Genomic DNA, 21,442 nt, shown 5'->3' on the forward strand with positions numbered 1-21,442 from the left:
GTATCAGCCAGATACTGCCGGCGATAATCACCAGCGGTATCAGGAATATCAATATGCCGATGGCAATTTTTTTTGTTAATAAAACAAGATCTGCTAACGTCATAATAATGCATTTAAAGTGAAGGATGTATAATTTCGATATGGTTAAGTTTACCGGTAAAATTGTAAGGCGATTTATACAATGGCGATACCGCAGAACCCTGATCCCTTCCCACATCCAGCCCTTCGTCATAAGGGGAAATAGTAGCATCGGCTTTGCTGATGGTGCGCTCCGCCACCTTTTCATCATTGATATATAATGACTCTGTACCTGCCGGGTCTGTGAGTTGTAATGCCGGTGTGTATTTCAATTCATAGCGGAGTATGGCCTTTCCTAATGGGAGATCTTTACCCGAAGTAAGATCCGTTAACCGACCGTTATTGTTATGCACAGCTTTCAGTTTCCCTTGTTGTACAAAAAAAGTAAACCCTGAAAAACGCCCGCCTGTACTTAATAACACGCCTTCATTCTTTGCATCACTCAGCTCCACATCTGCTTTGATGATAAACGACTGCTCTGAAAGAAACGGCGCGGAACGCGAAGGCACTTGTGTAATCCCCGGATACAATATAGCGCTGGCGCGGCTATCCAGCGGACCGCGGGTAAGGATAGCAGGGGTAAGACGGGTAGTATCTCCCAGCAAGGGATACACTTTATACTTCCATGCCTCTTTATCAAAAAGACTTTGCAGCTCTTTCAGCTTTGCAGGGTTATCCGCAGCCAGATCATGTTGTTCATTAAAATCCGTATCCAGGTTGTATAGTTCCCACTTGTCTGTGGAGAACGGCGTACCCCGTTTATGGCTTACGGCAGCTTTCCAGCCATCTTTGTAGATAGCGCGTCCACCGGCTATTTCGTAGTATTGCACATGATGCCGGCCCGGCGCATTTTCATTGTTGATAGTATAAGCTAAACTGATTCCCTCCAGCGTATCCTGCGGATAACCATTGATCACTTTAGGTATTTTCAACCCCGCAATTTCCAGCACCGTAGGCGTTACACTGTTTACATGTGAATACTGCGTACGGATGCCTCCTTTTTTGATCAGCTTTGGATAGAAGATCACCAGCGGGTTACGGGTACCACCTTCGCTGTTGGCATCCTGCTTGAGATAACGGAAAGGTGTGTTCGCGGCCTGCGCCCAGCCCACGGGATAGTTGGGGCCGGATTCCGGACTTCCTATCTTCTCATACAAACTATCAATATCCTTTATTCTGCGGTCATAATTCTCAGTAAACAAACTACCGTCGATGTACTCATTAATGCCATGCACATGACCGCTCAAACCGCCTTCCTTGCTGGCGCCGTTGTCGCCAATGATAAGCACGATCAGCGTATTATCCAGCTGTTTGGTATCGCGCAGGTAATTCACCAGGCGGCCTACTTCATAATCCGTGTGGGAAAGAAATCCTGCATATACTTCAAAGAAGCGGGAAAATACTTTCTTCTCAGTGGCGGAAAGCGATTCCCACGGCTTCACGCCGGGATTACGCGGTGGCAGCGTTGCATCCTTTGGTACCAGTCCCAGTGCCTTTTGCCGCGCCAGCACCTGCTCCCGGTATACATCCCAGCCGGCGTCAAATTTACCTTTGTATTTATCCACCCATGACTTATCTACCTGGTGAGGCCCGTGTGTAGCCCCCGGTGTGAAGTACAGGAAGAAAGGTTTATCAGGCGCTGCAGAGTGTTGTCCGGCGATATAGGAAATCGCTTTATCCACCAGCACGGTAGTGAGATGCTTTCCCTGCAGATCCGGTTCTACCTTCACCGTATTTTCCCAGAGTGCAGGCGTATACTGGTCTGTTTCTCCGGCCATAAATCCGAAGAAGGCATCAAACCCGCGGCCTGTGGGCCAGCGGTTAAAAGGCCCTGCCGGCGTAAGATCCGGGCTGGGCGTTACATGCCATTTACCAACAGCATATGTGTTGTATCCATCTTCTCTTAATATCTCCGCTACCGTACCTTTTTCAAACGGCATGTAACCGTTATGACCTGGCAGGTTCACTGCCGCATCAATCACTGTAGGTACATTCACAGAATGATGGTTGCGGCCAGTTAGTAAAGAGGCACGGGTGGGCGAGCAAATAGCGGTGGTATGAAAATTCGTATAGCGCAAACCGTTATTAGCCAGGCTATCAAAAACAGGCGTTTCCACTAACCCGCCAAACGCACTGCTGGCGCCCCATCCCACATCATCCAGCATCACATAAATAATATTGGGCGCACCTGCCGGCGCAACAGGGTTAAAAGGCGTTGGCGTAATAACCGTTTGTGCAAGCGTAGTACCTGGCTTTCCGGCATAACTTTTTTGCGGGCTGTATTGCGCATAGGCGCCTGATGCAACGCCCAGCAGCATCAACGAAATAAAGGGTCCGGATGAGGTTGAAAATTTCATTACTTATTGTTTAGTTGGCTTGATAGTTTTATTTGTCCCACCACAAGGCAGGTGTTTGATATCCCGATCCTGCGGGAGTATTATTATTCAGTGTCTGCTCATTCTGTGGATAAGGAATCCTCCTGGGTATTTGTCCGTTTGGATTGGCAACGCTGGTCGCGTTCTTAGCCAGCGGCAATGCAGGATAGCCTGTCCGGCGGTAATCCGACCACGCTTCCGGTTGCAGGAACAAGGCAATATATTTTTGGGTAATGATCGTGTTCAGATCACTGCCGGAGTCACCGTTTAATATAGCCTTTGCCGTTATATATGCCTGTTGCTTCTCCGGTGTGGCATAAGGATCGGTGCTGTTGCTTACTACCCGTTGAAAAGAGGAACGTATTGCTGCTTCCAGGGCTGTTTTGGCCAGAGGATCCGCAGGATTTATTCTCCACCGCGCTTCTGCTTCCAGGAATTTTGCTTCGGTGAAACTGCTGATCACCACCGGTGAAGTGGCTGTTCCATAATAACTGCCAATCACTGAAAACGCACCAGGCACGCCCGGAGCGCTGCCCCTGTAAGTATTGCTGCCCACGGGGTAAGGAGTGGCAAAATAAGCACGTCTTGGGTCTACCAGCAGTCCTTCCGGCTTAGTAGGATCATCCGTTACGGCATTTCCATTCAACAGGTTTACAAAAGAAGCGCCCAGTCCTATCCATCCCGGCCTGTTGGTGTTCTGCTGATAGAACGGGTTCGCATTGGTAGTGGATGCGCCGAATATCACCAGCGCATCTCCTGAATTATCGGCTATTCCCCTGTAGCGGGCGCCATCATATAACGCATTCAACACGGCTTGTGCAGCAGTGGTGCTGTTTATTTTAGTAAGATGTATAGCATATCGTGCTTTCAGGGTATACGCAAGCGATTTCCACCGGTCAATATTACCGCCGTATATCACATCATCTGTAGCCGGCAATGCACCCTGGTTGCTGGCTGCCGGTAAGGAAAGCTCCGCGATAGCGGAGTCCAGCTGTTCCTGCAACGATTTATAAATATCCTCCTGCTTATCATACGCGGGATTGGTAATGTTGTTACCATATAATGATTCCTTGTAGGGGATGTCTCCGAAAAGATCTGTTAAAGTACCATAAGTATACACGCTCAACACCCGTGCAATACCGCTGTAATAGGGCAACTGCTGCTGCGTGGCGGTAGTTCTCACAATCTTCAGTTCATCCAGCACTTCTACATAAAACCCTCTCCAGGTTTGGTTAAAATACTGGGTGGACGAAGCGTAGTTATCAAAGGAGGCGGCATCACCGTTAGCGCCGGAAGCCTGCTGGATATAGATATTGGCGATCAGTCCTGCGTTAACGCCCAGGTTAAAGCCGAGCGCTACTTCTGCACCGGTTAACACCGCGCTAACGGATACCTCCGTAGAGGCGTTAGGGTTAACGTTGGTACCTTCAAGTGAGCAGGACGCCAGCCCTGCTAACATACTCACTGCAATAAATAAACGTCCGATATTAGATGGATATATTTTCATCTTGCTGATTACTTAATAGATTAAAAAGAAACGTTCAATGCCACGCCATAGCTTTTTGTGTTGGGCGTTGTCCAGAAGTCAATACCCGCGGCATTCGACAAACCATTGCGGCTTCCCAGGTCCGGATCACTGCCGGTGTAATTGGTGGAAAGCAAAAAGTTCCTGGCCGTCAGCGTAACACTCGCTGCTGATATGTGAGCAGGCTTCAGCAACTGCGCAGGTAAAGCATATGTAAGATTCACATCTTTGAGCTTTATCCAGTAGAGATCATGCTCCACATACAATCCCTGTATATTGAAAGTATTACGGTACCACGCCTGCGACAACACTGCACTAATGGTATTAGGCTCTCCCTTTGAAGCGGTAACGCCGTCAAACACAGTGGTAGTGCCTCTTGCAGCCGTGGAAGCATCTACACCGTTAAACACCATCTGCAAACGCGGCGCATTGAACAGGTCAAAACCAAAGCGGCCATCCAGCAAAAACGAAAAGCTGAAGGAACCGTATCTCAGTTCATTACGCAACCCCACATTGAAATCAGGATTTGGATCTCCTATTTTGGTGAACGTGGTATTCACCAATGGATAGCCATAGCTGGCACTGTTGGGGTTATCGTCGATGATGGGTTTTCCTGCTGCGTTACGTTTTACATCGGTGCCGTAAAACACGCCATAGGGCTGCCCCGCCTGGCCTCTTGCTTCCATCCATATGCCACCAAGACTAACACTGGAAATATTATCAGCGATATAGTTTACACGGCTGATGTTTTTGTTAAACAAGGCGGTGGCGGTCCATGAAAATTTTCTGCCGCTAACGATGCGCTGCAACAGGCTGGCTTCAATTCCTTTGTTAACGATATTACCGGCATTGGTAAGCGTATAGGCGGCACCGGTAGAGTAAGGCAGCGTAACCGGTATGATCTGGTCTTTACTGCTGTTGTAATAATAAACTCCTTCCAGTTGTGTTTTATCATGGAAGAAATGCAGGTCCAGTCCGGCTTCCCAGGTGCTGATACGTTCCGGTTTAAGATCGGGGTTGCCGATAGTAGCGCTGTAGCTGAGTCCCTGTTTGCCGTTGAATGGGAAACTGATTCCGCTCTGTATCCAACCGCTGCTGGTAGTAGGCACATAATAGGTTTCAAGGGAATACGGATCGGCGTCATTACCCACCTGCGCGTAAGTGGCGCGTATCTTACCGAAATTCAGGATTGTATTATTCAGGTGAAGCGCATCTGTAAAAATAAAACTTGTACTGGCAGAAGGATAAAAGAATGCGTTCTTTCCTTTGGCCAGCGTGGAAGTCCATTCGTTTCTTCCGGTAAGCTCCAGGTATAACCACTTCCTGTAATCCAGCTTTACATCTGCATATCCGGCAACCAGTTTCCTGCGGATAGTCTGATTAAATGTTTGGGTAGATGATGCATTGGAGATATTAAAATTACCAGGGATCGTTAATCCGTCGCCACGGGTATTCACCTGGTTCTTCCAGGAATTATAATAGTTGTATCCTGCCACTACGGTAAGATCCAGGTCTTTGTTCAGCTTCCTGTCGGCCACCAGTAAAACATCCAGGTTGTTATCCCTCCTGGAATAATTTACGTCATTGATGGTGCCGGTAGCTACGCCGGAGGTACCACGACTAAAAGCGCCTTTCCTTACATCAGTATAGTTATCGATGCCATAACGGGCAGTGGCTTTTAACCAGCTCGTAATATCCAGGCTGGCTTCCGCAAAGGTGATGAAGCGGTTCAGCTCATCGGTTTGTGGATTCATGTTAAGCGACCAGTAGGGATTATCCCAGCCAATACCATTGGCATAGGAACGGCTGTCGCCCCAAGGCTTGTTGGTAGTAGCCGGCAGCTTATAGGATTCAGGATGTTCCCAGGGATTGGAGTAACCATTTGTGATGTCAAAGTTTGCCGGAGAATTGATCAGCGCACGAACCACGTTGGTATTGAATCCTCCCATCAACGCCCTGTTACCGGCGCCATCCTTGATGTAATTGAGTCCGCCGGATACTTTCAGCCGGTCGTTCACGGTATAGTCGCCGTTAAAGCGGAAGGTATGCCGGAAGAAATCTGTTGTCGGAATAATGCCTGTCTGTTTCAGATTTCCATAAGAAAAATAATAGCCTGCATTACCTGTGTTGCCATAAAAACTGATGTTATGATCATTCGTATAGCCGTTAACGAAAAACTGCCCGATATTGTCGTACCTGTTCACCGGTATACCATTGGAGAGCGGAGAGCTTCTCCCTACTATAGTACCGTTCTTATCAAAGTTGCTGGGCTGCGAGCTGTAGGTAAGGGTATCCAGCAAGGCGCCCCAGTTTTCATCAGAGCCCGTTGTGCCTGGTTTCACATACTGCCCGCCGATGCCATTTGAAAAACTGGTTTGGCGTGGTTGCATGCGGCGGTTTATTTTATCAATCGTAAATGATCCGCTATAGCTTACGCCAAAAGATTTATCTGTTAGTGAACTGCCTCTTTTTGTATTGATCACCACCGCGCCGTTTGATGCCCTGATGCCATACAATGCAGCTGCTGCCGGGCCTTTCAGCACGGTTACGCTGGCAATGTCTGCGCTGTTGATATCAATGGCCCTGTTAGATGGTGTAGCCAGCGAAACACTGTTTGACACAGGAAGAATATCCTGGATAGAATTATCTACCGGTACGCCATCTAAAATAAATAACGGCGCATTGTTGCCCAGCAGGGAACTGTTGCCCCTGATTTTTATGGTAGATGATCCACCGGGGGAGCCACCGGAGTTATTGATCTGCACACCAGCTACCTTTCCGCTGAGCGCCGCTACTATGTTAGGTTCCCGGCTATCTTTCAATGCAGCGGCTTTTACTTCTCCCACACTATAACCAAGTGACCGGGTAGCACTTCGTATACCCACTGCCGTTACTACTACTTCGGATAACGCCTGCTGTTGTTCCAGCTTTATTACTTTGTTCAGATCGTTTTTGGTAATCAATACTTCCTGCGACTGATATCCAATAAATGTAACGACGATGGTTTGCGGTAATGTCAGCAGGCTTAACTGGTATGTTCCGGTAGCATCTGCCAGCGTGCCGGTGGCGCCGCCTTTGACGCGCACGGATGCACCAGGTAATGCTTCCTGTGTTTTATTATCAATCACTTTTCCTTTTAACAGTACAGGCGCCTGTGAATAAACGCTGCTGGTAAAGGACAACAAAGCAGCACACAATAGTGTCTTTCGTAAATATTTAAACATACAAAGGGAAATTAGATGTTGGAAGAATTGGGCAATAGATGCCCATGATGACCACGCTATGTGTCATTTAAATAATCGGATGTGCCAATCGGAAAGGCCGTCTAACAACAACAGCAACACACGGATGTCACTGGATCCGCGTTAAAATTCCTGTTGCTTCTATTGTTGTACAATAGCTGATTCATTGTTGAAATGTTTATTAAACTGGTTGATCAGGTCGCCTCTGTGTGAGACAACTTCAATAAAGAACACTAATCAGATTTGCTTTGTATGGTGGGGACAAAGACTTTGGTGGTGGTAAATTCTATTAGTCTACTATTATTGTAGACAAATATACAACCGGCTTTTGGAAAACGCAAGCACCGGGCAAAAAAAGTTTTCGGATGGGTGAACTTCCGCGCTGACAGGGCAGTTTGGGGGTATAGAAAAAATCCGGGTGGGGAACTTGGCTATTCTTTACTTTTGATTTATGGTACATCCATTAAGAACGCATATAGAAACGGTCTGTAAGCTGACAGATGAAGAGTTTGAATATGTTTTATCCCACTTTACTCCTTTAAAGCTCAAAAAACACCGGTTGCTGGTAAGAGAGGGCGATTGGGTGAAACACGAGTATTTTGTACTAAAGGGATGTTTGCGGTCCTATATTACGGATGCTGACACCGGCAAGGAATTCACCTATCAGTTTGCCGCAGAGAATTGGTGGATATCGGAACGGGAGGCTTTTTTAAAGCAAACTGCCGCCACTACTGCTATTGAATGTGTAGAAGATTGTGAGCTGCTGGGACTGAGTTTTGAAAACCGGGAGAAATTAGGCCGGGAGATGTGGAAGTATGAACATTATGTAGCAGTAAAAACAAGTCTTGGATATGTTGCGTTGCAAAAAAGGCTGCAGTTAATGATTATGGGTAGTACAAAAGAGAGGTTTGAGAATTTTGTTAACCAGTATCCGGACTTGTATAGTCGTGTACCCAAAGCCTTTATAGCTTCTTTCCTGGGCGTTTCAAGGGAAACCATAAGCCGTTTATACCGAAAATAATGGCAGATTTATCACATTTTTAAAGTGATAAATGCCTTCCCCCATGGAAAATAAGTATGGGAATTTTGTAGGATAATTTAATAAAAATGAAATCTCTACATTTATTTTCCCTGAGAGGGACATTCGTATTATTGCTGCTGTTGAACGGATTACTTTCTGTAAGATCACAACCCTCAGCCCATAAACTACCGGCCCAGCCGGGGTTCTATTCCATGCAGCTGGGCGATTTCCAGGTAATCGCATTGTCCGACGGAACGATTCCGCTGAACCTCACCACATTGCTGCATGAAAACCAAAAAGGTGAAGTGATGGATCTGCTTCATCAAAACTACCTCGACACCACGGTTGAAACCTCCATCACAGCTTACCTCGTGAGGGCGAACAATCAACTGATACTCATCGATGCAGGATGCGGCAGCTTCCTGGGACCAACCCTGGGAAAATTAAAGAAAAACCTTGTTGCCGCGGGTTTTCATCCGGAAGACATTAGTGCAATATTGCTGACACATCTTCACGCAGACCATGTAGGTGGCCTGGCAAACGGGGATAAAATTGCGTTTCCTAACGCCACCGTATATATCAGCAAGCCGGAAGCTGAGTTTTGGTTAACTGCCGCCAATAAGAACACCGCCAATAAAAGGGCGCAACCATTCTTCGATCCCGCGCAAGCCGCTATGATACCTTATCAAAAGGCAGGTAAGGTAAAGATGTATGATCCGGGCACACAACTTTTTCCAGGTATTTCATCGGTGAATTCGCCCGGCCATACTCCCGGTCATAGCTGCTATGCACTGGAGAGTAAAGGGCAAAAGCTCGTTTTTTGGGGAGATATGATTCATGCCGGCGCAGTCCAGTTCGCCGATCCTTCGGTGACAATTGATTTTGATGTCGATTTATCCGCTGCCGCTGATGAGCGTAACAAAGCTTTTGAGAATGCAGTTAAAAATGGTTACTGGATTGCAGCGCCCCATCTTTCCTTTCCGGGGATTGGCCATTTACGTGGTGATGCACAGCATTATCAATGGTTACCCGTCAATTATTCCATTAATTAAATTGTTTTTAACAGGTGAGAAAAAGGAAGCATTAAGCCATTCGTTTTGATGGTTTAATGCTTCCTTTTAATAGTGCAACAATGTTGCATTTATAAATTAATGCGTATCTTTATTCCTGAAGGCTGGCATAAAATGTTTTATCATGATCGAAATATTCAAAACAAATATCCGCGAGGCAGAACAGGTATTAAAGGCGCTTACAAATATTTTTCCGGATGCAGACATTACCTCCGACACCGGTAATGGCGGTCAACTAATCCGTGTGGAGGCGCCCGTAATCCATTCAGACAAGATCATCTCAACTATCAAGGAACTGGGATTTGAATGCGCCATACAGGAGGACGAAACCGGGGCTTTCTGGGAATCCAGTTTTATTGAAAAACAAACAATGTGGGGACTTGAACCCGCTGAATCTACCATTTTAGCAAAGGATTTTTTTATAAAAGAAGGTATTAAAGATATATTGATCCCCGGTATCGGATATGGCAGAAATGCAAAGTTATTTGTGGACAATGGCATAAAAGTAACAGGCATTGAAATCTCAAAAACGGCCATTGATCTGGCGAAAAGCCATTATGGAGATGAAATGAAAATCTATCATGGCTCAGTAACCGCCATGCCATTTGATCATCATTTGTATGATGGCATCTTTAGCTATGGATTAGTTTACCTGTTGGGTACTGAAGAACGGAAAAAGTTTATCCGTGACTGTTATGCTCAGTTGCAACCCAACGGATACCTGTTCTTCTCTGTCATCTCTAAGCAATCACCTAATTATGGAATGGGTAAACAAGTAGGCAAACACCGCTTTGAAGCTACGAAAGGAGCCAAAATATTTTTCTATGACGAGGAATCTGTAAAAGAAGAATTCGGAAAATATGGATTAGTAGATTTCTTTGAAATTGATGAACCTAATAAGGTGATGCCGGATAAACCGGCCTTCAGGTTTATAATTATAAAATGTAAAAAAGAAGGATAGTAAATAAATAGTGTTTTGTACTGCTTTTTTTGGGAGAAAGATATGCATCCGGAATTTAGGAGCTAAAAGGATAACTGAAACTAGTTCTTTTGCTATAGCGCGATTATTCCCAACCGGTAATTCCCTGGTTGGACTTATTATCTGGCAGAATAAAGGGGGTAACTGGGGGTGTTACGTTTTAAATGTCAACTTAGGACTCAGAAGAAATAAAAAAGCCGGAACTTAAAAGTTCCGGCTTTTTGGTTGCCCAACCAGGATTCGAACCTAGACAAACAGAACCAAAATCTGTCGTACTACCATTATACTATTGGGCAATACCCTTATTGTTTGGGATGGCAAAAGTATAACTTTTTTTATTTCTGCAAAAAAAACTTGCAATATTTTTAAAATATCCTTCGGAATCCTCTACAGTAAAGAGTTATAAAACTAACTCATTCACTTTTTCCGCTATCTGTGCCGGTTTTATCCACTCCATACAGGCGTAATCCCCTCTGAAGCAGGGTTTGTTGCCAAATACGGAACAAGGCCGGCAAGGCAGATCAAGGATCTGGATGGCATTTTCGGGCGACTGTGCATACCCCATAAATCCCGCAAAAGGATGGGTAGCGCCCCAAACAGATACCACAGGCACCCCAAACAGGGAAGCCAGGTGCATATTGGCCGAATCCATGCTGATCATCACATCCAGCTGGCTGATGATGGCCATTTCTTCCTCCAGGGAAAAACGCCCCGCCACCACAATTACCTGCGGATATTGGGCTGCCAGCTGTGTAAGCAATGCTACCTCCTGCTTTCCACCGCCCAAAAGAAATAGCTGTAGTCCCTGTTCCTGCGCCAGCATGCCTAAAACAGCCGCCATTTGCTCCAAAGGGTACATTTTTTCCCGGTAAGTAGCAAAAGGAGCCAATCCTACCCATTTTTTTCCTTGCTTCGAACCAGTTACCGCTGTAACCGTTCCGGGCAACACACGGGGCTGAAAAACGGGTTTGCGGCCCATTTCACAGCGAAGACCCAGTTGCCGGAATACTTTCGCATACCGTTCTATGGTACTGGTAAGCGGCTGCAATACCTTATTTTCCTTCCGGGTCAGTGCTTTCTTTTCGGCGCGGCCTTTATCAATGGCCGCCACAGGTGTGCCGCTCAAACGGAAAAAAGTGCGGATAATCTGCGACCTCAGCACATTGTGCAGGTCTGCCACTGCGGCAATCCGGTAGGCCTTTTTTACTTCACGGAACAGGCGATATAGTCCTTTTACCCCTTTATGGATACCTTTTACATCCGCCGGGAAAAAGGTGAGCCGGGGAATCCCCGCGCACAAAGCGCCCCAGTTCCGGTTGGTCACAAAAACAATCTCCACTTCCGGATTTTCATCCAGCACCTGTTTCATCACAGGAATGGTCATGGCTACATCGCCCATAGCAGACAACCGGGTAACCAATATCGTTTTAACTGTGCCCAAGTAAGAAGATTTATTTTTCGTTTTTGTATAACACCGGGTTCAGGGAAGGATCATTATACATCTTCATTTGCTTGTATACCTTCATAAACTTTTTACCGGCGGCAATATCTGCCAGCAGCGCTTCAATAGCGGTGCTCAGGTCCTGTTGCTGCTCCAGCAGGATATCCAGCTTACGCTGGCACGCTGCACGGTGCTCAGGTGTAGCATCCGCACGGGTAGCCTCTTCCTGCATGTGGTAAATTTTCAGGGCCAAAATAGACAAACGGTCTATTGCCCAGGCAGGACTCTCGGTATTAATCCCCGCATCCGCAGCAGGCGCGGTTTTGCCGTACTTTTCCAGGAAATAACTATCGATGTACTCCACCACGTCGGTACGCTCCTGGTTGGAACGGTCTATCCAACGCTTAATACCCAATGCTTCCACCGGGTCAATCTTCGGATCGCGGATAATATCCTCCAGGTGCCACTGCACCGTGTCTATCCAGTTTTTCAGGAAAAGCAGGTGTTCAATGCTGCTCTTTTCATAGGGATTGGAAATGGCCTGATGCACATCGTTGTGCTCATGGTAGGCCACGATACTCTGGTTAAATATCTTATTGCACAATTGTGTAAACATGGCGCAAATGTACAAAGGCTGGCGACAAAAAAGAAGCGCATGGTAGAGACCATACGCTTATTGTAAAAGATTGTCATGTGAATGTTCGAGAATGCAAATCGTGAAGGCTTTCAATGGTTATCTTGGGGTTGAGATGCCGTCAAGGTTATACCACCTTATTTTCCTTTTTACCCTGAAATGATGTAATCACACCATATGTTGGCAATAATATTTTTATGATTGTTTGTTTTTGAATATTTTTTGAATGCAGTAAAAATCAATCACTCTAATGGCTAAACGCTTTATTGAGGGTGTTCTAAAATGCTATAGCTGTTAACAAAATACCAGATCACTAATTACAGGGCCAGGATCACAGACGTTATTTTTCATAAACCTGGAGTGGCCGCTCACCACTACTTTTTATGGGATTTCTCTGTTAATGTTGACAACTTCAATTGTTTAATTATTCTCAAATAGTACCGGGTTTTCTAAATAATCAGGGTTTAAAGGTGGACATCTTTATGTCCGTGTGTCTTAGTGCAAATTAAAAGGGGCCACTGCATTTTGCACTGCAGTGGCCCCCTTTTTTTATACAACGTTTGTGGTAATTCCGGCGTTTTCTTGTCCAAATTAGCTCTCCGTAGTAGCCGGACGCTTAATCTTGGTAAGATAATACAGCGGGATGCCCAATAAAATAATGCCCAGTCCGGGTAAAGTATAGTTGGTTTCAAACACCAGCAGCAGCGCCGCCAACGATAACGCCACTACAATATAAATCATTGGCAACACCGGATAACCCAAAGCTTTGTACGGTCTTTCAATCTCCGGACGCTTCTTTCTTAAAATAAAAATTCCGAGGATGGTTAACACATAAAATATCAATACCCCGAAAATTACCAGTGCCAGCAAATCGTTGTACCTACCGGTCAAACAAAGCATGGAAGCCCATGCACACTGGATCCACAAGCCATAGCCAGGCACGCTGTGCTTATTCAGCTCGCCCGCTTTTTTAAAGAACAACTTATCTTCTGCCATCGTGTAATAGATCCGCGCACCTGATAAGATCAACCCGTTATTACACCCAAAAGTAGAGATCATGATCATCACTGCAATAATAATGGCCCCGCTGGAACCAAAGATCTTGGCGGTTACGGCAACGGCTACCCGGTCATTGGCGGCAAACGCAATTTCATTCAGCGGCAGCACGGCTAAGTACATCAGGTTGCAGCTCACATAAATAATGGTTACAATCAGTGTTCCCAGGAAAAGGGAACGGCCAATATTCTTTGAAGGATTTTTGATCTCCCCGGCAATGAAAGTCACGTTGTTCCAGGCATCACTGGAAAACAGCGACCCTTTCATGGAAACCGCAATGGCGCCAAATAACGCCAACCCCGATAAGGCTGCTGTTACCACCGTACCATTCTGCGAAGACACCGCCGCAGCGTCCCAGGCGTGCTGCCAGTTGGCCTGCCAGATCTCAGATTTTGCGCCAAACAGCAACCCGAAAATAATGAGCCCGAATAAAGACAACAGCTTCGCCAGTGTAAATACGGTTTGTATCAGCTTACCGTGGTGTACACCGCGTGTGTTAATAAATGTTAGTAAGATGATAGACAAGATAGCCACTATCTGCGCCGCAGAAATCTGCACGATACCCGCGTCCAGCAAAATATTCTTCTCACTGAAACCCGGGATCAGGTAAGCGGTAAACTTGGCAAAAGCTACCGCCACGGCAGCAATGGTACCAGTCTGAATAACACCGAACTGCGTCCAGCCAAATAAAAATGCGATAAATGGATTGTAGGCTTCGCGTAGATACACATACTGGCCGCCGGCTTTGGGGAACATCCCGGATAATTCACCGTAACTCATTGCGGCAATCAGCGTAACAATACCCGCCAATACCCACATGGCAGTGATCCAGCCTGCGCCACCCACGCTACGGGCAATTTCCGCAGTTACAATAAAGATCCCGGAACCTATCATGGATCCGGCAACGATCATGGTAGCGTCCAATAAGCCCAGGGATGGCTTGAATGATTTAGTTTGGTTGATTTCCATATTGATATTTATAAAAAATCCCGGCTCATAAGGGAACCGGGACTATAAGGTAGAAAAAATTTCTGATGGTTTACCCGCTTATTTAGCAGGAGTTGCCGCGCTGTTATCATTCATTCCTTTAATAACATCCGGGGTTACATCGTAAGCCGGATCTTTATACAGGATGTTGCTGGCAGTACTGCGATAAGAGAATATATATGCAAAACGTTTGTCGGCGTTAAATGATTTCAGAAAATCATCCAGTCTTTTCTGCAGTTCTTCATTAAACTTAGTCTCCTGCTCAGTATAAGTAGCACGCAGGTTCTGCGCTTCCTGCTCTAACTGCTGTTGTTTAGACATCAGGCTACGCTGCGCTGCTTCCCCCTGCTCCTGGGTAAGTGTAGATGCTCTGCGCTGCAGGTCCTCATACTCACTCTGCAATGCACGGGCCTTGCCTTTCAGCTGGTTATCCATCTGCTGCTGCTTCTGCTCCAGTAAGCCTCTTTTTTCCTTGAAATACTCAAAATGCGCTTCCAGAGAATCCAGATCTACATAAGCAATTTTAAAACTACCCGCAGCCGGAGTACCGCTGTTTGCCGCACTTGATGCAGCTGGTGCACTGTTACCAGCTTTATTTCCCTGGCAAGACATCAATAAACCGGCTGAAAATGCCGCTAATAATCCTTTAGTCACTAATTGTTTACAAGTGCGCATGTTAATAGGTGGATTTGCTTCTTTTAGTACATTTGAAAAATGGAACGGCTAAAATAAGGTTTTTAATGGATTTTCATATTCCCATCCATTTTTTTAGCTAGGTTTTAACGAATATTATTACTTCACCTTCTCCAACAGGATCTCCGGCTCATTAGTGGTAATATAATCCACCCCGTTTTTCAATAAATCGTCCATTATTTCCGGATTATCTATTGTCCATGCATTGGTAGTTACTTTATGTTGCTTCGCGGTGGCAATCAACTGCGGATCATTTTTAAACACCTGCTGGTTGTAATCCAGTCCCCATATACCATCCGCCTGCAGCTGCGCCGGTGTTTTATCCCCATTGAGATAGGCTATTTTTGCTGCGGGATCAAGCTCCTTGATTTTTTTGCAGATATTGTAATCGAAGCTGATGTAAAACATCCACGCCTGGGCCTTCTTAGCCTGCACCATTGCTACCGCTTTGGTGGCCAGCAAATCGCCCCTGCCGGTGCGGGAAGGCTTTAACTCCAGTACCAGCCGCGTGCGGTGCTGTTGTTGGATTATATCAATAAACTCCTCCAGCGTTGGCACCCGGTCTCCGTTCTTCAGCTGAACGGTCTGCAAATCCGCCAGGGTACTCTCTTCTACCTTCTTTCCCCCTATCTCCGGATCATGTGAAATTACCAGCTCATTATCTGACGATAACCAAACATCAAATTCCGATCCCTCACAACCCAGCTTCATCGCGTCTTTCAGGGAAGTAATGCTGTTCTGGCTACCCGCCTGGTGCTTCCATGCACCACGATGAGCCACTACTTTATTACGGATAAAATCGTCCGCTACCAGCAGGAATTCAGCGGTGTCCGTTCCTGCTTTAATGCGGACCGGATACGTAAAATCACCGTCCTTGCTTATCGTAGCTTTCTTTCTCAGTTTCAATTCATGACCGCTGATTGTAAATAACCCCGACTTGTCCTCCAGCAACGTGGCGGCCGACAGCTGCCCGTTCCTGTCATAGATCTTACCAATAACCGCGTTCTTTTGCTGAACGGGAATCGTATAGGCATCCAGGTAAGGAGCGTTGGCGTGTTGCGCCGCTGCTGCGGTACCCATCAAGGTTATTCCTGCCATCAGAAATATTTTTTTGCAATTGTTCATGTGATCCGCGTTTGTGGCTAAAATAGCGCGCAATTTATTCATTTCCACTCCCCGGGTGGAAAAACACTACGTTAAATTACTATAAAGCTTTAAGAAGCGATCGCTTTAATTATGCTGTATCAGCAACACATTGAACCTGGCAGGATCCAGCGGATATCCGTTGCTGACAAGCGTATATATCTTACCCGCCTGGGTAGCCATATCAAATGTTTTCAGGACTCTGAGAGAATCAGACCAGCGGAAATTAATCTTGTAATGGGCGCTGTCGCCGTAAAGCGGCGCAAACCCAGTTTGTGCAGGAAACGTGAGTCCCCTGAAAAAGCGTGGAAGCGTATCGGAATAAACATCCATACCAAGCGGTGTACGGTTGGGCCTGAATGCCTGTGCAAAATTAATCACCCTGAATTTAGACATGCCTGCCGCGGGAGCGCTCAGGTCATCTTCTGTAGCAATCAGTATCTGGTTGCCGGCGCTGTCGGCGCCTACGTAAGCAGAATAATAGTGATTATTACGCAGAAAGATCTGCCCACGGTATAATGCTACACCAGGCTGCCTGGTGTTGGAAATGATCAGGTTGTACTTCTGCGCACGGAAGGATTTGTACCCTGTATTTGCGCCATAGCCTACGTTGGTGGCAACAGGAAGGCTGTCCAGCATCACATTAAACTGATCATTGCCAGGCACTGCATTTACAAACATAAAGTTACCGTGCGTATCAGGTACGGCACTGTCACTGTTCTTTTTACAGGCGCCCAGTATCACCAACAATACTAAAACAGGAATGATCAGGTGTTTCATGAAATCCGCTTCTTTTTACGGACTCAAATGTAGTAATATTAAAACAAAAAGCGCCTGCCTTTGGGGCAAGCGCTTCTTGTTTTAATATCTGTGTAATACTATTCTTCTTCGTCAAACTGGAACACTTCTTTAGAAGAGGCCAGGATGTCGTATTCTTCTTTAGAACCTACGATCATGTTTTCAAACTCACGTAAACCAGTACCGGCAGGGATCAGGTGACCTGTGATCACATTCTCCTTCAGACCCATCATATCATCGGTTTTACCGTTGATAGCGGCCTGTGACAATACCTTCGTGGTTTCCTGGAACGAAGCAGCAGAGATCCAGCTACGGGTACCAAGGGACGCCTTGGTAATACCCTGCAGGAGCGGACTGGAAGTAGCCGGCTGTGCATCGCGATATTCTACCAGTTTCTTATCTGCACGACGTAACAGGGAGTTTTCTTCACGAACCTGGCGCAGTGTTACTATCTGACCTGCTTTCAGGTTAGCAGATTCACCGGCTTCAGTTACCACCTTCTTATCGAAGATCATATCGTTTTCTTCGAAGAAATCAAACCTGTCTTCAGTATCACCTTCGAGGAAGCGGGTATCACCCGGATCTTCGATGTTTACTTTACGCATCATCTGGCGAACAATCACCTCGATGTGTTTATCATTGATCTTCACACCCTGTAAACGGTATACTTCCTGGATTTCATTTACCAGGTATTCCTGTACAGCAAACGGTCCTTTGATAGACAGGATGTCTGCAGGAGTAGTAGAACCATCGGAGAGTGAAGTACCGGCCTTCACAAAGTCACCGTCCTGAACCAGGATGTGACGTGTTAACGGCACCAGGTATTTCTTCACCTGGCCTTCACGGCTTTCAATGATGATTTCGCGGTTACCACGTTTGATGTTACCGAAAGCTACCACACCATCAATTTCAGAAACGATGGCAGGGTTGCTTGGGTTACGTGCTTCAAACAGCTCAGTTACACGTGGCAGACCACCCGTGATATCTCGCAGTTTACCGATAATACGGGGGATCTTCACGATTACCTGACCAGCTCTCACCTTATCTCCTTCAGAGATAACGATGTGGGAACCTACCGGTAAGTTGTATGATTTCACCTCTTTATTACCATCTACCATGATAGACGGGATCTTATTCTTGTCTTTGGTTTCAATTACCACTTTCTCACGGTGACCAGTTTGTTCGTCCGCTTCTTCACGGAAGGTAATACCTTCAATGATGCTGTCGAAACGAATGCTACCCGGGATTTCAGACACGATAACGGCGTTGAACGGATCCCATGTGCAGAGCATATCACCTTTCACTACTTTCTGTCCGTCTTTCACCAACAGGGTAGAACCATAAGGGATGTTGTTGGTTACCAGCAGACGGTCATTTTTCACGTCCATGATACGCAACTCACCGGTACGGCCGATAACGATCTGTACTTTTTCACCCTGGTTGTTTTCGTAAGTGGTAGTACGTAAGCCATCGAACTGAACGGTACCATCAAACTTAGCTGGCAAACCGGATTCAACGGAAGTAGAACCGGCAACACCACCCACGTGGAAGGTACGCAGTGTCAACTGTGTACCAGGCTCACCGATCGACTGTGCAGCGATGATACCCACGGCATCACCTTTCTGTGCAGTATAACCGCTGGCCAGGTTTTTACCGTAACATTTCACGCACACACCACGACGGCTTTCGCAAGTCAGTACGGAGCGGATTTCTACGGTTTCAATGGCGCTTTCTTCAATTCTGTGTGCAATTTCTTCAGTGATTTCAGCACCGGCAGCAACGATCAGCTCATCATCATTATGAGGATCAAATACGTCGTGCAGGGAAGTACGTCCGAGGATACGGTCGTACAGTGTTTCAATCACTTCTTCATTATCTTTCAATGCGGAAGTAGCAATACCACGGAGTGTACCACAATCTTCTTCATTGATTACCACATCCTGCGCAACGTCTACCAGACGACGGGTCAGGTAACCCGCATCCGCCGTTTTCAACGCCGTATCCGCAAGACCCTTACGGGCACCGTGCGTAGAGATGAAGTATTCCAATACGTTCAAACCATCTTTAAAGTTGGACAATACCGGGTTTTCGATGATCTCCGAACCGGTAGAACCACTCTTACGCGGCTTGGCCATCAGACCTCTGATACCAGCCAGCTGTTTGATCTGCTGCTTGGAACCACGCGCACCGGAATCCAACATCATGTATACTGAGTTGAACCCTTGCTTGTCTGTTGCCAGCTCACGGATCAGGGTTTCTGTCACCTTCGTATCCACACGTGACCAGATATCAATGATCTGGTTGTAACGTTCGTTGTTGGTGATCAGACCCATGTTATAGTTATCCCAAACTTCTTCTACTTCACCGGCTGCACCATCAATCATATCCTGCTTAACATCCGGAATGATCAGGTCATTAATGTTAAATGACAGACCACCGCGGAACGCCATGCGGAAACCTAATTGTTTGATGTCATCCAGGAACTTCGCAGTTTTTGGAATGTCAGTTGCTTTAATGATATCACCGATGATTTCACGCAGTGATTTCTTGGTCAGCAGGGCATTTACATAACCGGCTGCTTTAGGTACGTGCTGGTTAAACAGTACGCGGCCTACAGTAGTGTCGATCAGTTTTCTTTCCAGCTCACCATTTGCATTTCTTACATCAGCTTTAACACGGATGTGAGCATGCAGATCGATACGGTCTTCGTTCAATGCGATGATTACTTCTTCAGCAGAGTAGAAAGCTTTACCTTCTCCTCTTACTACTACATCACCGATTGTTTTCTTACCCTTTGTGATATAATACAAGCCGAGTACCATGTCCTGTGAAGGCAGGGTAATTGGCGTACCATTCTGCGGGTTAAGAATGTTATGGGAAGACAGCATCAGCAGTTGGGCTTCCAGGATTGCAGCGTTGCTCAAAGGCACGTGTACTGCCATCTGGTCACCATCGAAATCCGCGTTAAACGCAGAACACACGAGCGGGTGCAACTGGATCGCTTTACCTTCCACCAGCTTAGGCTGGAAAGCCTGTATGGACAAACGGTGCAGGGTTGGAGCACGGTTTAACATAACCGGGTGACCTTTCAGCACGTTTTCCAGGATATCCCAAACCACCGCTTCTTTACGATCTACCAGCTTCTTGGCTGATTTCACGGTTTTAACGATGCCTCTTTCAATCAGCTTACGGATAATAAACGGTTTGAATAATTCAGCCGCCATATCTTTTGGTAAACCACACTCGTGCAGTTTCAGTTCAGGTCCTACCACGATAACAGAACGTCCGGAATAATCCACACGTTTACCGAGTAAGTTCTGACGGAAACGGCCTTGTTTACCTTTCAGTACGTCTGACAGTGATTTCAGTGCACGACCACCTTCCGCTTTCACCGCGTTGGATTTACGGGAGTTGTCGAACAGGGAATCCACCGCTTCCTGCAGCATACGTTTTTCGTTACGAAGGATCACCTCAGGCGCCTTAATTTCGATCAAACGTTTCAGACGGTTGTTACGGATAATCACCCTGCGGTAAAGATCGTTCAGGTCGGAAGACGCAAAACGGCCACCATCCAATGGAACTAACGGACGCAGTTCTGGCGGTACCACAGGAATATATTGCATTACCATCCATTCAGGACGGTTTTCCACACGGCCATTAGCTTCACGGAAAGCTTCCACCACGCTCAAACGCTTCAGCGCTTCTGCTTTACGTTGCTGGGAAGTTTCAGTTGCAGCCTGGTTACGTAACTGGTAAGAAAGACTGTCCAGATCAATACGGGCCAGCATCATTTCTACCGCTTCCGCACCCATTTTAGCAATAAACTTGTTAGGATCTTCATCCGGTAACAGCTGATTGTCTTTTGGTAAGGTGTCCAGGATATCCAGGTATTCTTCTTCAGTGAGCAAATCACCGTAGTTCATGCCTTTCTCCTGTTTCATGCCCGCCTGGATTACTACGTATCTTTCATAGTAAACGATGGTTTCCAGTTTCTTGGAAGACATTCCAAGCAGGTAACCGATCTTGTTAGGCAGGGATTTGAAATACCATATATGTACAACGGGCACCACTAAACGAATGTGACCCATTCTTTCACGACGTACTTTCTTCTCCGTTACCTCAACACCACAACGATCACACACAATACCCTTATAACGGATACGTTTGTATTTTCCGCAATAACATTCGTAATCCTTTACAGGCCCGAATATCCTTTCGCAGAATAAACCATCACGTTCCGGCTTGTAAGTACGGTAGTTGATGGTTTCAGGTTTCAGCACTTCACCGTATGAACGCTCCAGAATAACATCCGGAGAAGCCAGACTGATGGTAATGCTGTTAAAATTTGATTTAGGACGATTTTCTTTTTTGATAGCCATCTGTAATTAGCTTTTAGCTGT

At 46.3% G+C, this 21,442-nt stretch carries 13 protein-coding genes and 1 tRNA gene; 3 read left to right on the forward strand and 11 right to left on the reverse strand.

Annotated features, from left to right (window positions below; genetic code table 11):
- Nucleotides 1-113: 113 nt before the first annotated feature.
- The 3 genes from PV783_RS28630 to PV783_RS28640 are packed head-to-tail and all read right to left on the reverse strand — an operon-like array spanning nt 114 to nt 7,202.
- Nucleotides 114-2,435 (reverse strand): arylsulfatase, encoded by a 2,322-nt coding sequence (locus tag PV783_RS28630; protein ID WP_420990483.1) that lies wholly within the window; start codon nt 2,433-2,435, stop codon nt 114-116.
- Nucleotides 2,436-2,463: 28 nt separating this feature from the next.
- The gene (locus PV783_RS28635) at nt 2,464-3,960 is read right to left on the reverse strand and encodes a SusD/RagB family nutrient-binding outer membrane lipoprotein (protein WP_111577828.1); all 1,497 of its coding nucleotides are present in this window, start codon (nt 3,958-3,960) and stop codon (nt 2,464-2,466) included.
- A gap of 20 nt (nt 3,961-3,980) precedes the next feature.
- On the reverse strand, nt 3,981-7,202 hold the full coding sequence (locus PV783_RS28640; protein ID WP_420990484.1) for a SusC/RagA family TonB-linked outer membrane protein: 3,222 nt from the start codon (nt 7,200-7,202) through the stop codon (nt 3,981-3,983).
- A gap of 469 nt (nt 7,203-7,671) precedes the next feature.
- Between PV783_RS28640 and PV783_RS28645 the strand changes: the two genes are divergently transcribed.
- From PV783_RS28645 to PV783_RS28655, 3 genes are all read left to right on the forward strand, one after another.
- Nucleotides 7,672-8,241 carry a Crp/Fnr family transcriptional regulator gene (locus PV783_RS28645; RefSeq protein WP_079470657.1) on the forward strand — a complete coding sequence of 190 codons (570 nt, stop codon included), beginning with the start codon at nt 7,672-7,674 and terminating at the stop codon, nt 8,239-8,241.
- Between the two features lie 86 nt (nt 8,242-8,327).
- Complete coding sequence (locus PV783_RS28650) at nt 8,328-9,293, forward strand: MBL fold metallo-hydrolase (protein ID WP_420990485.1); 966 nt, start codon at nt 8,328-8,330, stop codon at nt 9,291-9,293.
- A gap of 142 nt (nt 9,294-9,435) precedes the next feature.
- Complete coding sequence (locus PV783_RS28655) at nt 9,436-10,272, forward strand: class I SAM-dependent methyltransferase (protein ID WP_420990486.1); 837 nt, start codon at nt 9,436-9,438, stop codon at nt 10,270-10,272.
- Nucleotides 10,273-10,512: 240 nt separating this feature from the next.
- Here PV783_RS28655 and PV783_RS28660 read toward each other — a convergent pair.
- The 8 genes from PV783_RS28660 to rpoC all read right to left on the reverse strand — a co-directional run bounded on the left by PV783_RS28660 (nt 10,513) and on the right by rpoC (nt 21,421).
- Nucleotides 10,513-10,586: transfer RNA gene (locus PV783_RS28660), tRNA-Gln, on the reverse strand.
- 104 nt (nt 10,587-10,690) lie between these two features.
- Complete coding sequence (locus PV783_RS28665; protein WP_420990487.1) at nt 10,691-11,731, reverse strand: glycosyltransferase family 9 protein; 1,041 nt, start codon at nt 11,729-11,731, stop codon at nt 10,691-10,693.
- Between the two features lie 10 nt (nt 11,732-11,741).
- Nucleotides 11,742-12,347: a DUF4254 domain-containing protein gene (locus PV783_RS28670; RefSeq protein ID WP_336389076.1), complete on the reverse strand. Its 606-nt coding sequence runs from the start codon at nt 12,345-12,347 to the stop codon at nt 11,742-11,744.
- A 609-nt stretch (nt 12,348-12,956) separates the two neighbouring features.
- A complete protein-coding gene (locus tag PV783_RS28675; protein ID WP_420990488.1) occupies nt 12,957-14,390 on the reverse strand; it encodes an APC family permease in 1,434 nt (477 codons plus the stop codon).
- Between the two features lie 78 nt (nt 14,391-14,468).
- A complete protein-coding gene (locus PV783_RS28680; RefSeq protein ID WP_079470663.1) occupies nt 14,469-15,083 on the reverse strand; it encodes an OmpH family outer membrane protein in 615 nt (204 codons plus the stop codon).
- 117 nt (nt 15,084-15,200) lie between these two features.
- Entirely contained in the window at nt 15,201-16,199 is a 999-nt protein-coding gene (locus PV783_RS28685) for a glycerophosphodiester phosphodiesterase (protein ID WP_420990489.1), read from the reverse strand.
- Nucleotides 16,200-16,331: 132 nt separating this feature from the next.
- Complete coding sequence (locus tag PV783_RS28690; RefSeq protein WP_420990490.1) at nt 16,332-17,024, reverse strand: DUF4397 domain-containing protein; 693 nt, start codon at nt 17,022-17,024, stop codon at nt 16,332-16,334.
- Between the two features lie 98 nt (nt 17,025-17,122).
- Nucleotides 17,123-21,421: a DNA-directed RNA polymerase subunit beta' gene (rpoC, locus tag PV783_RS28695; protein WP_079470666.1), complete on the reverse strand. Its 4,299-nt coding sequence runs from the start codon at nt 21,419-21,421 to the stop codon at nt 17,123-17,125.
- Between the last annotated feature and the right edge of the window lie 21 nt (nt 21,422-21,442).

The sequence above is a fragment of the Chitinophaga sp. CC14 genome (assembly GCF_048957795.1).
Classification (GTDB): Bacteria; Bacteroidota; Bacteroidia; order Chitinophagales; family Chitinophagaceae; genus Chitinophaga; species Chitinophaga ginsengisegetis.

Excerpts from the sequence above, each read along its gene's own strand:
- PV783_RS28630 (WP_420990483.1), bottom strand. The coding sequence starts at position 2,435 with ATGAAATTTTCAACCTCATCCGGACCCTTTATTTCGTTGATGCTGCTG.
- PV783_RS28635 (WP_111577828.1), bottom strand. The coding sequence starts at position 3,960 with ATGAAAATATATCCATCTAATATCGGACGTTTATTTATTGCAGTGAGT.
- PV783_RS28640 (WP_420990484.1), bottom strand. The coding sequence starts at position 7,202 with ATGTTTAAATATTTACGAAAGACACTATTGTGTGCTGCTTTGTTGTCC.
- PV783_RS28645 (WP_079470657.1), top strand. The coding sequence starts at position 7,672 with ATGGTACATCCATTAAGAACGCATATAGAAACGGTCTGTAAGCTGACA.
- PV783_RS28650 (WP_420990485.1), top strand. The coding sequence starts at position 8,328 with ATGAAATCTCTACATTTATTTTCCCTGAGAGGGACATTCGTATTATTG.
- PV783_RS28655 (WP_420990486.1), top strand. The coding sequence starts at position 9,436 with ATGATCGAAATATTCAAAACAAATATCCGCGAGGCAGAACAGGTATTA.
- PV783_RS28670 (WP_336389076.1), bottom strand. The coding sequence starts at position 12,347 with ATGTTTACACAATTGTGCAATAAGATATTTAACCAGAGTATCGTGGCC.
- PV783_RS28675 (WP_420990488.1), bottom strand. The coding sequence starts at position 14,390 with ATGGAAATCAACCAAACTAAATCATTCAAGCCATCCCTGGGCTTATTG.
- PV783_RS28680 (WP_079470663.1), bottom strand. The coding sequence starts at position 15,083 with ATGCGCACTTGTAAACAATTAGTGACTAAAGGATTATTAGCGGCATTT.
- PV783_RS28685 (WP_420990489.1), bottom strand. The coding sequence starts at position 16,199 with ATGGCAGGAATAACCTTGATGGGTACCGCAGCAGCGGCGCAACACGCC.
- PV783_RS28690 (WP_420990490.1), bottom strand. The coding sequence starts at position 17,024 with ATGAAACACCTGATCATTCCTGTTTTAGTATTGTTGGTGATACTGGGC.
- rpoC (WP_079470666.1), bottom strand. The coding sequence starts at position 21,421 with ATGGCTATCAAAAAAGAAAATCGTCCTAAATCAAATTTTAACAGCATT.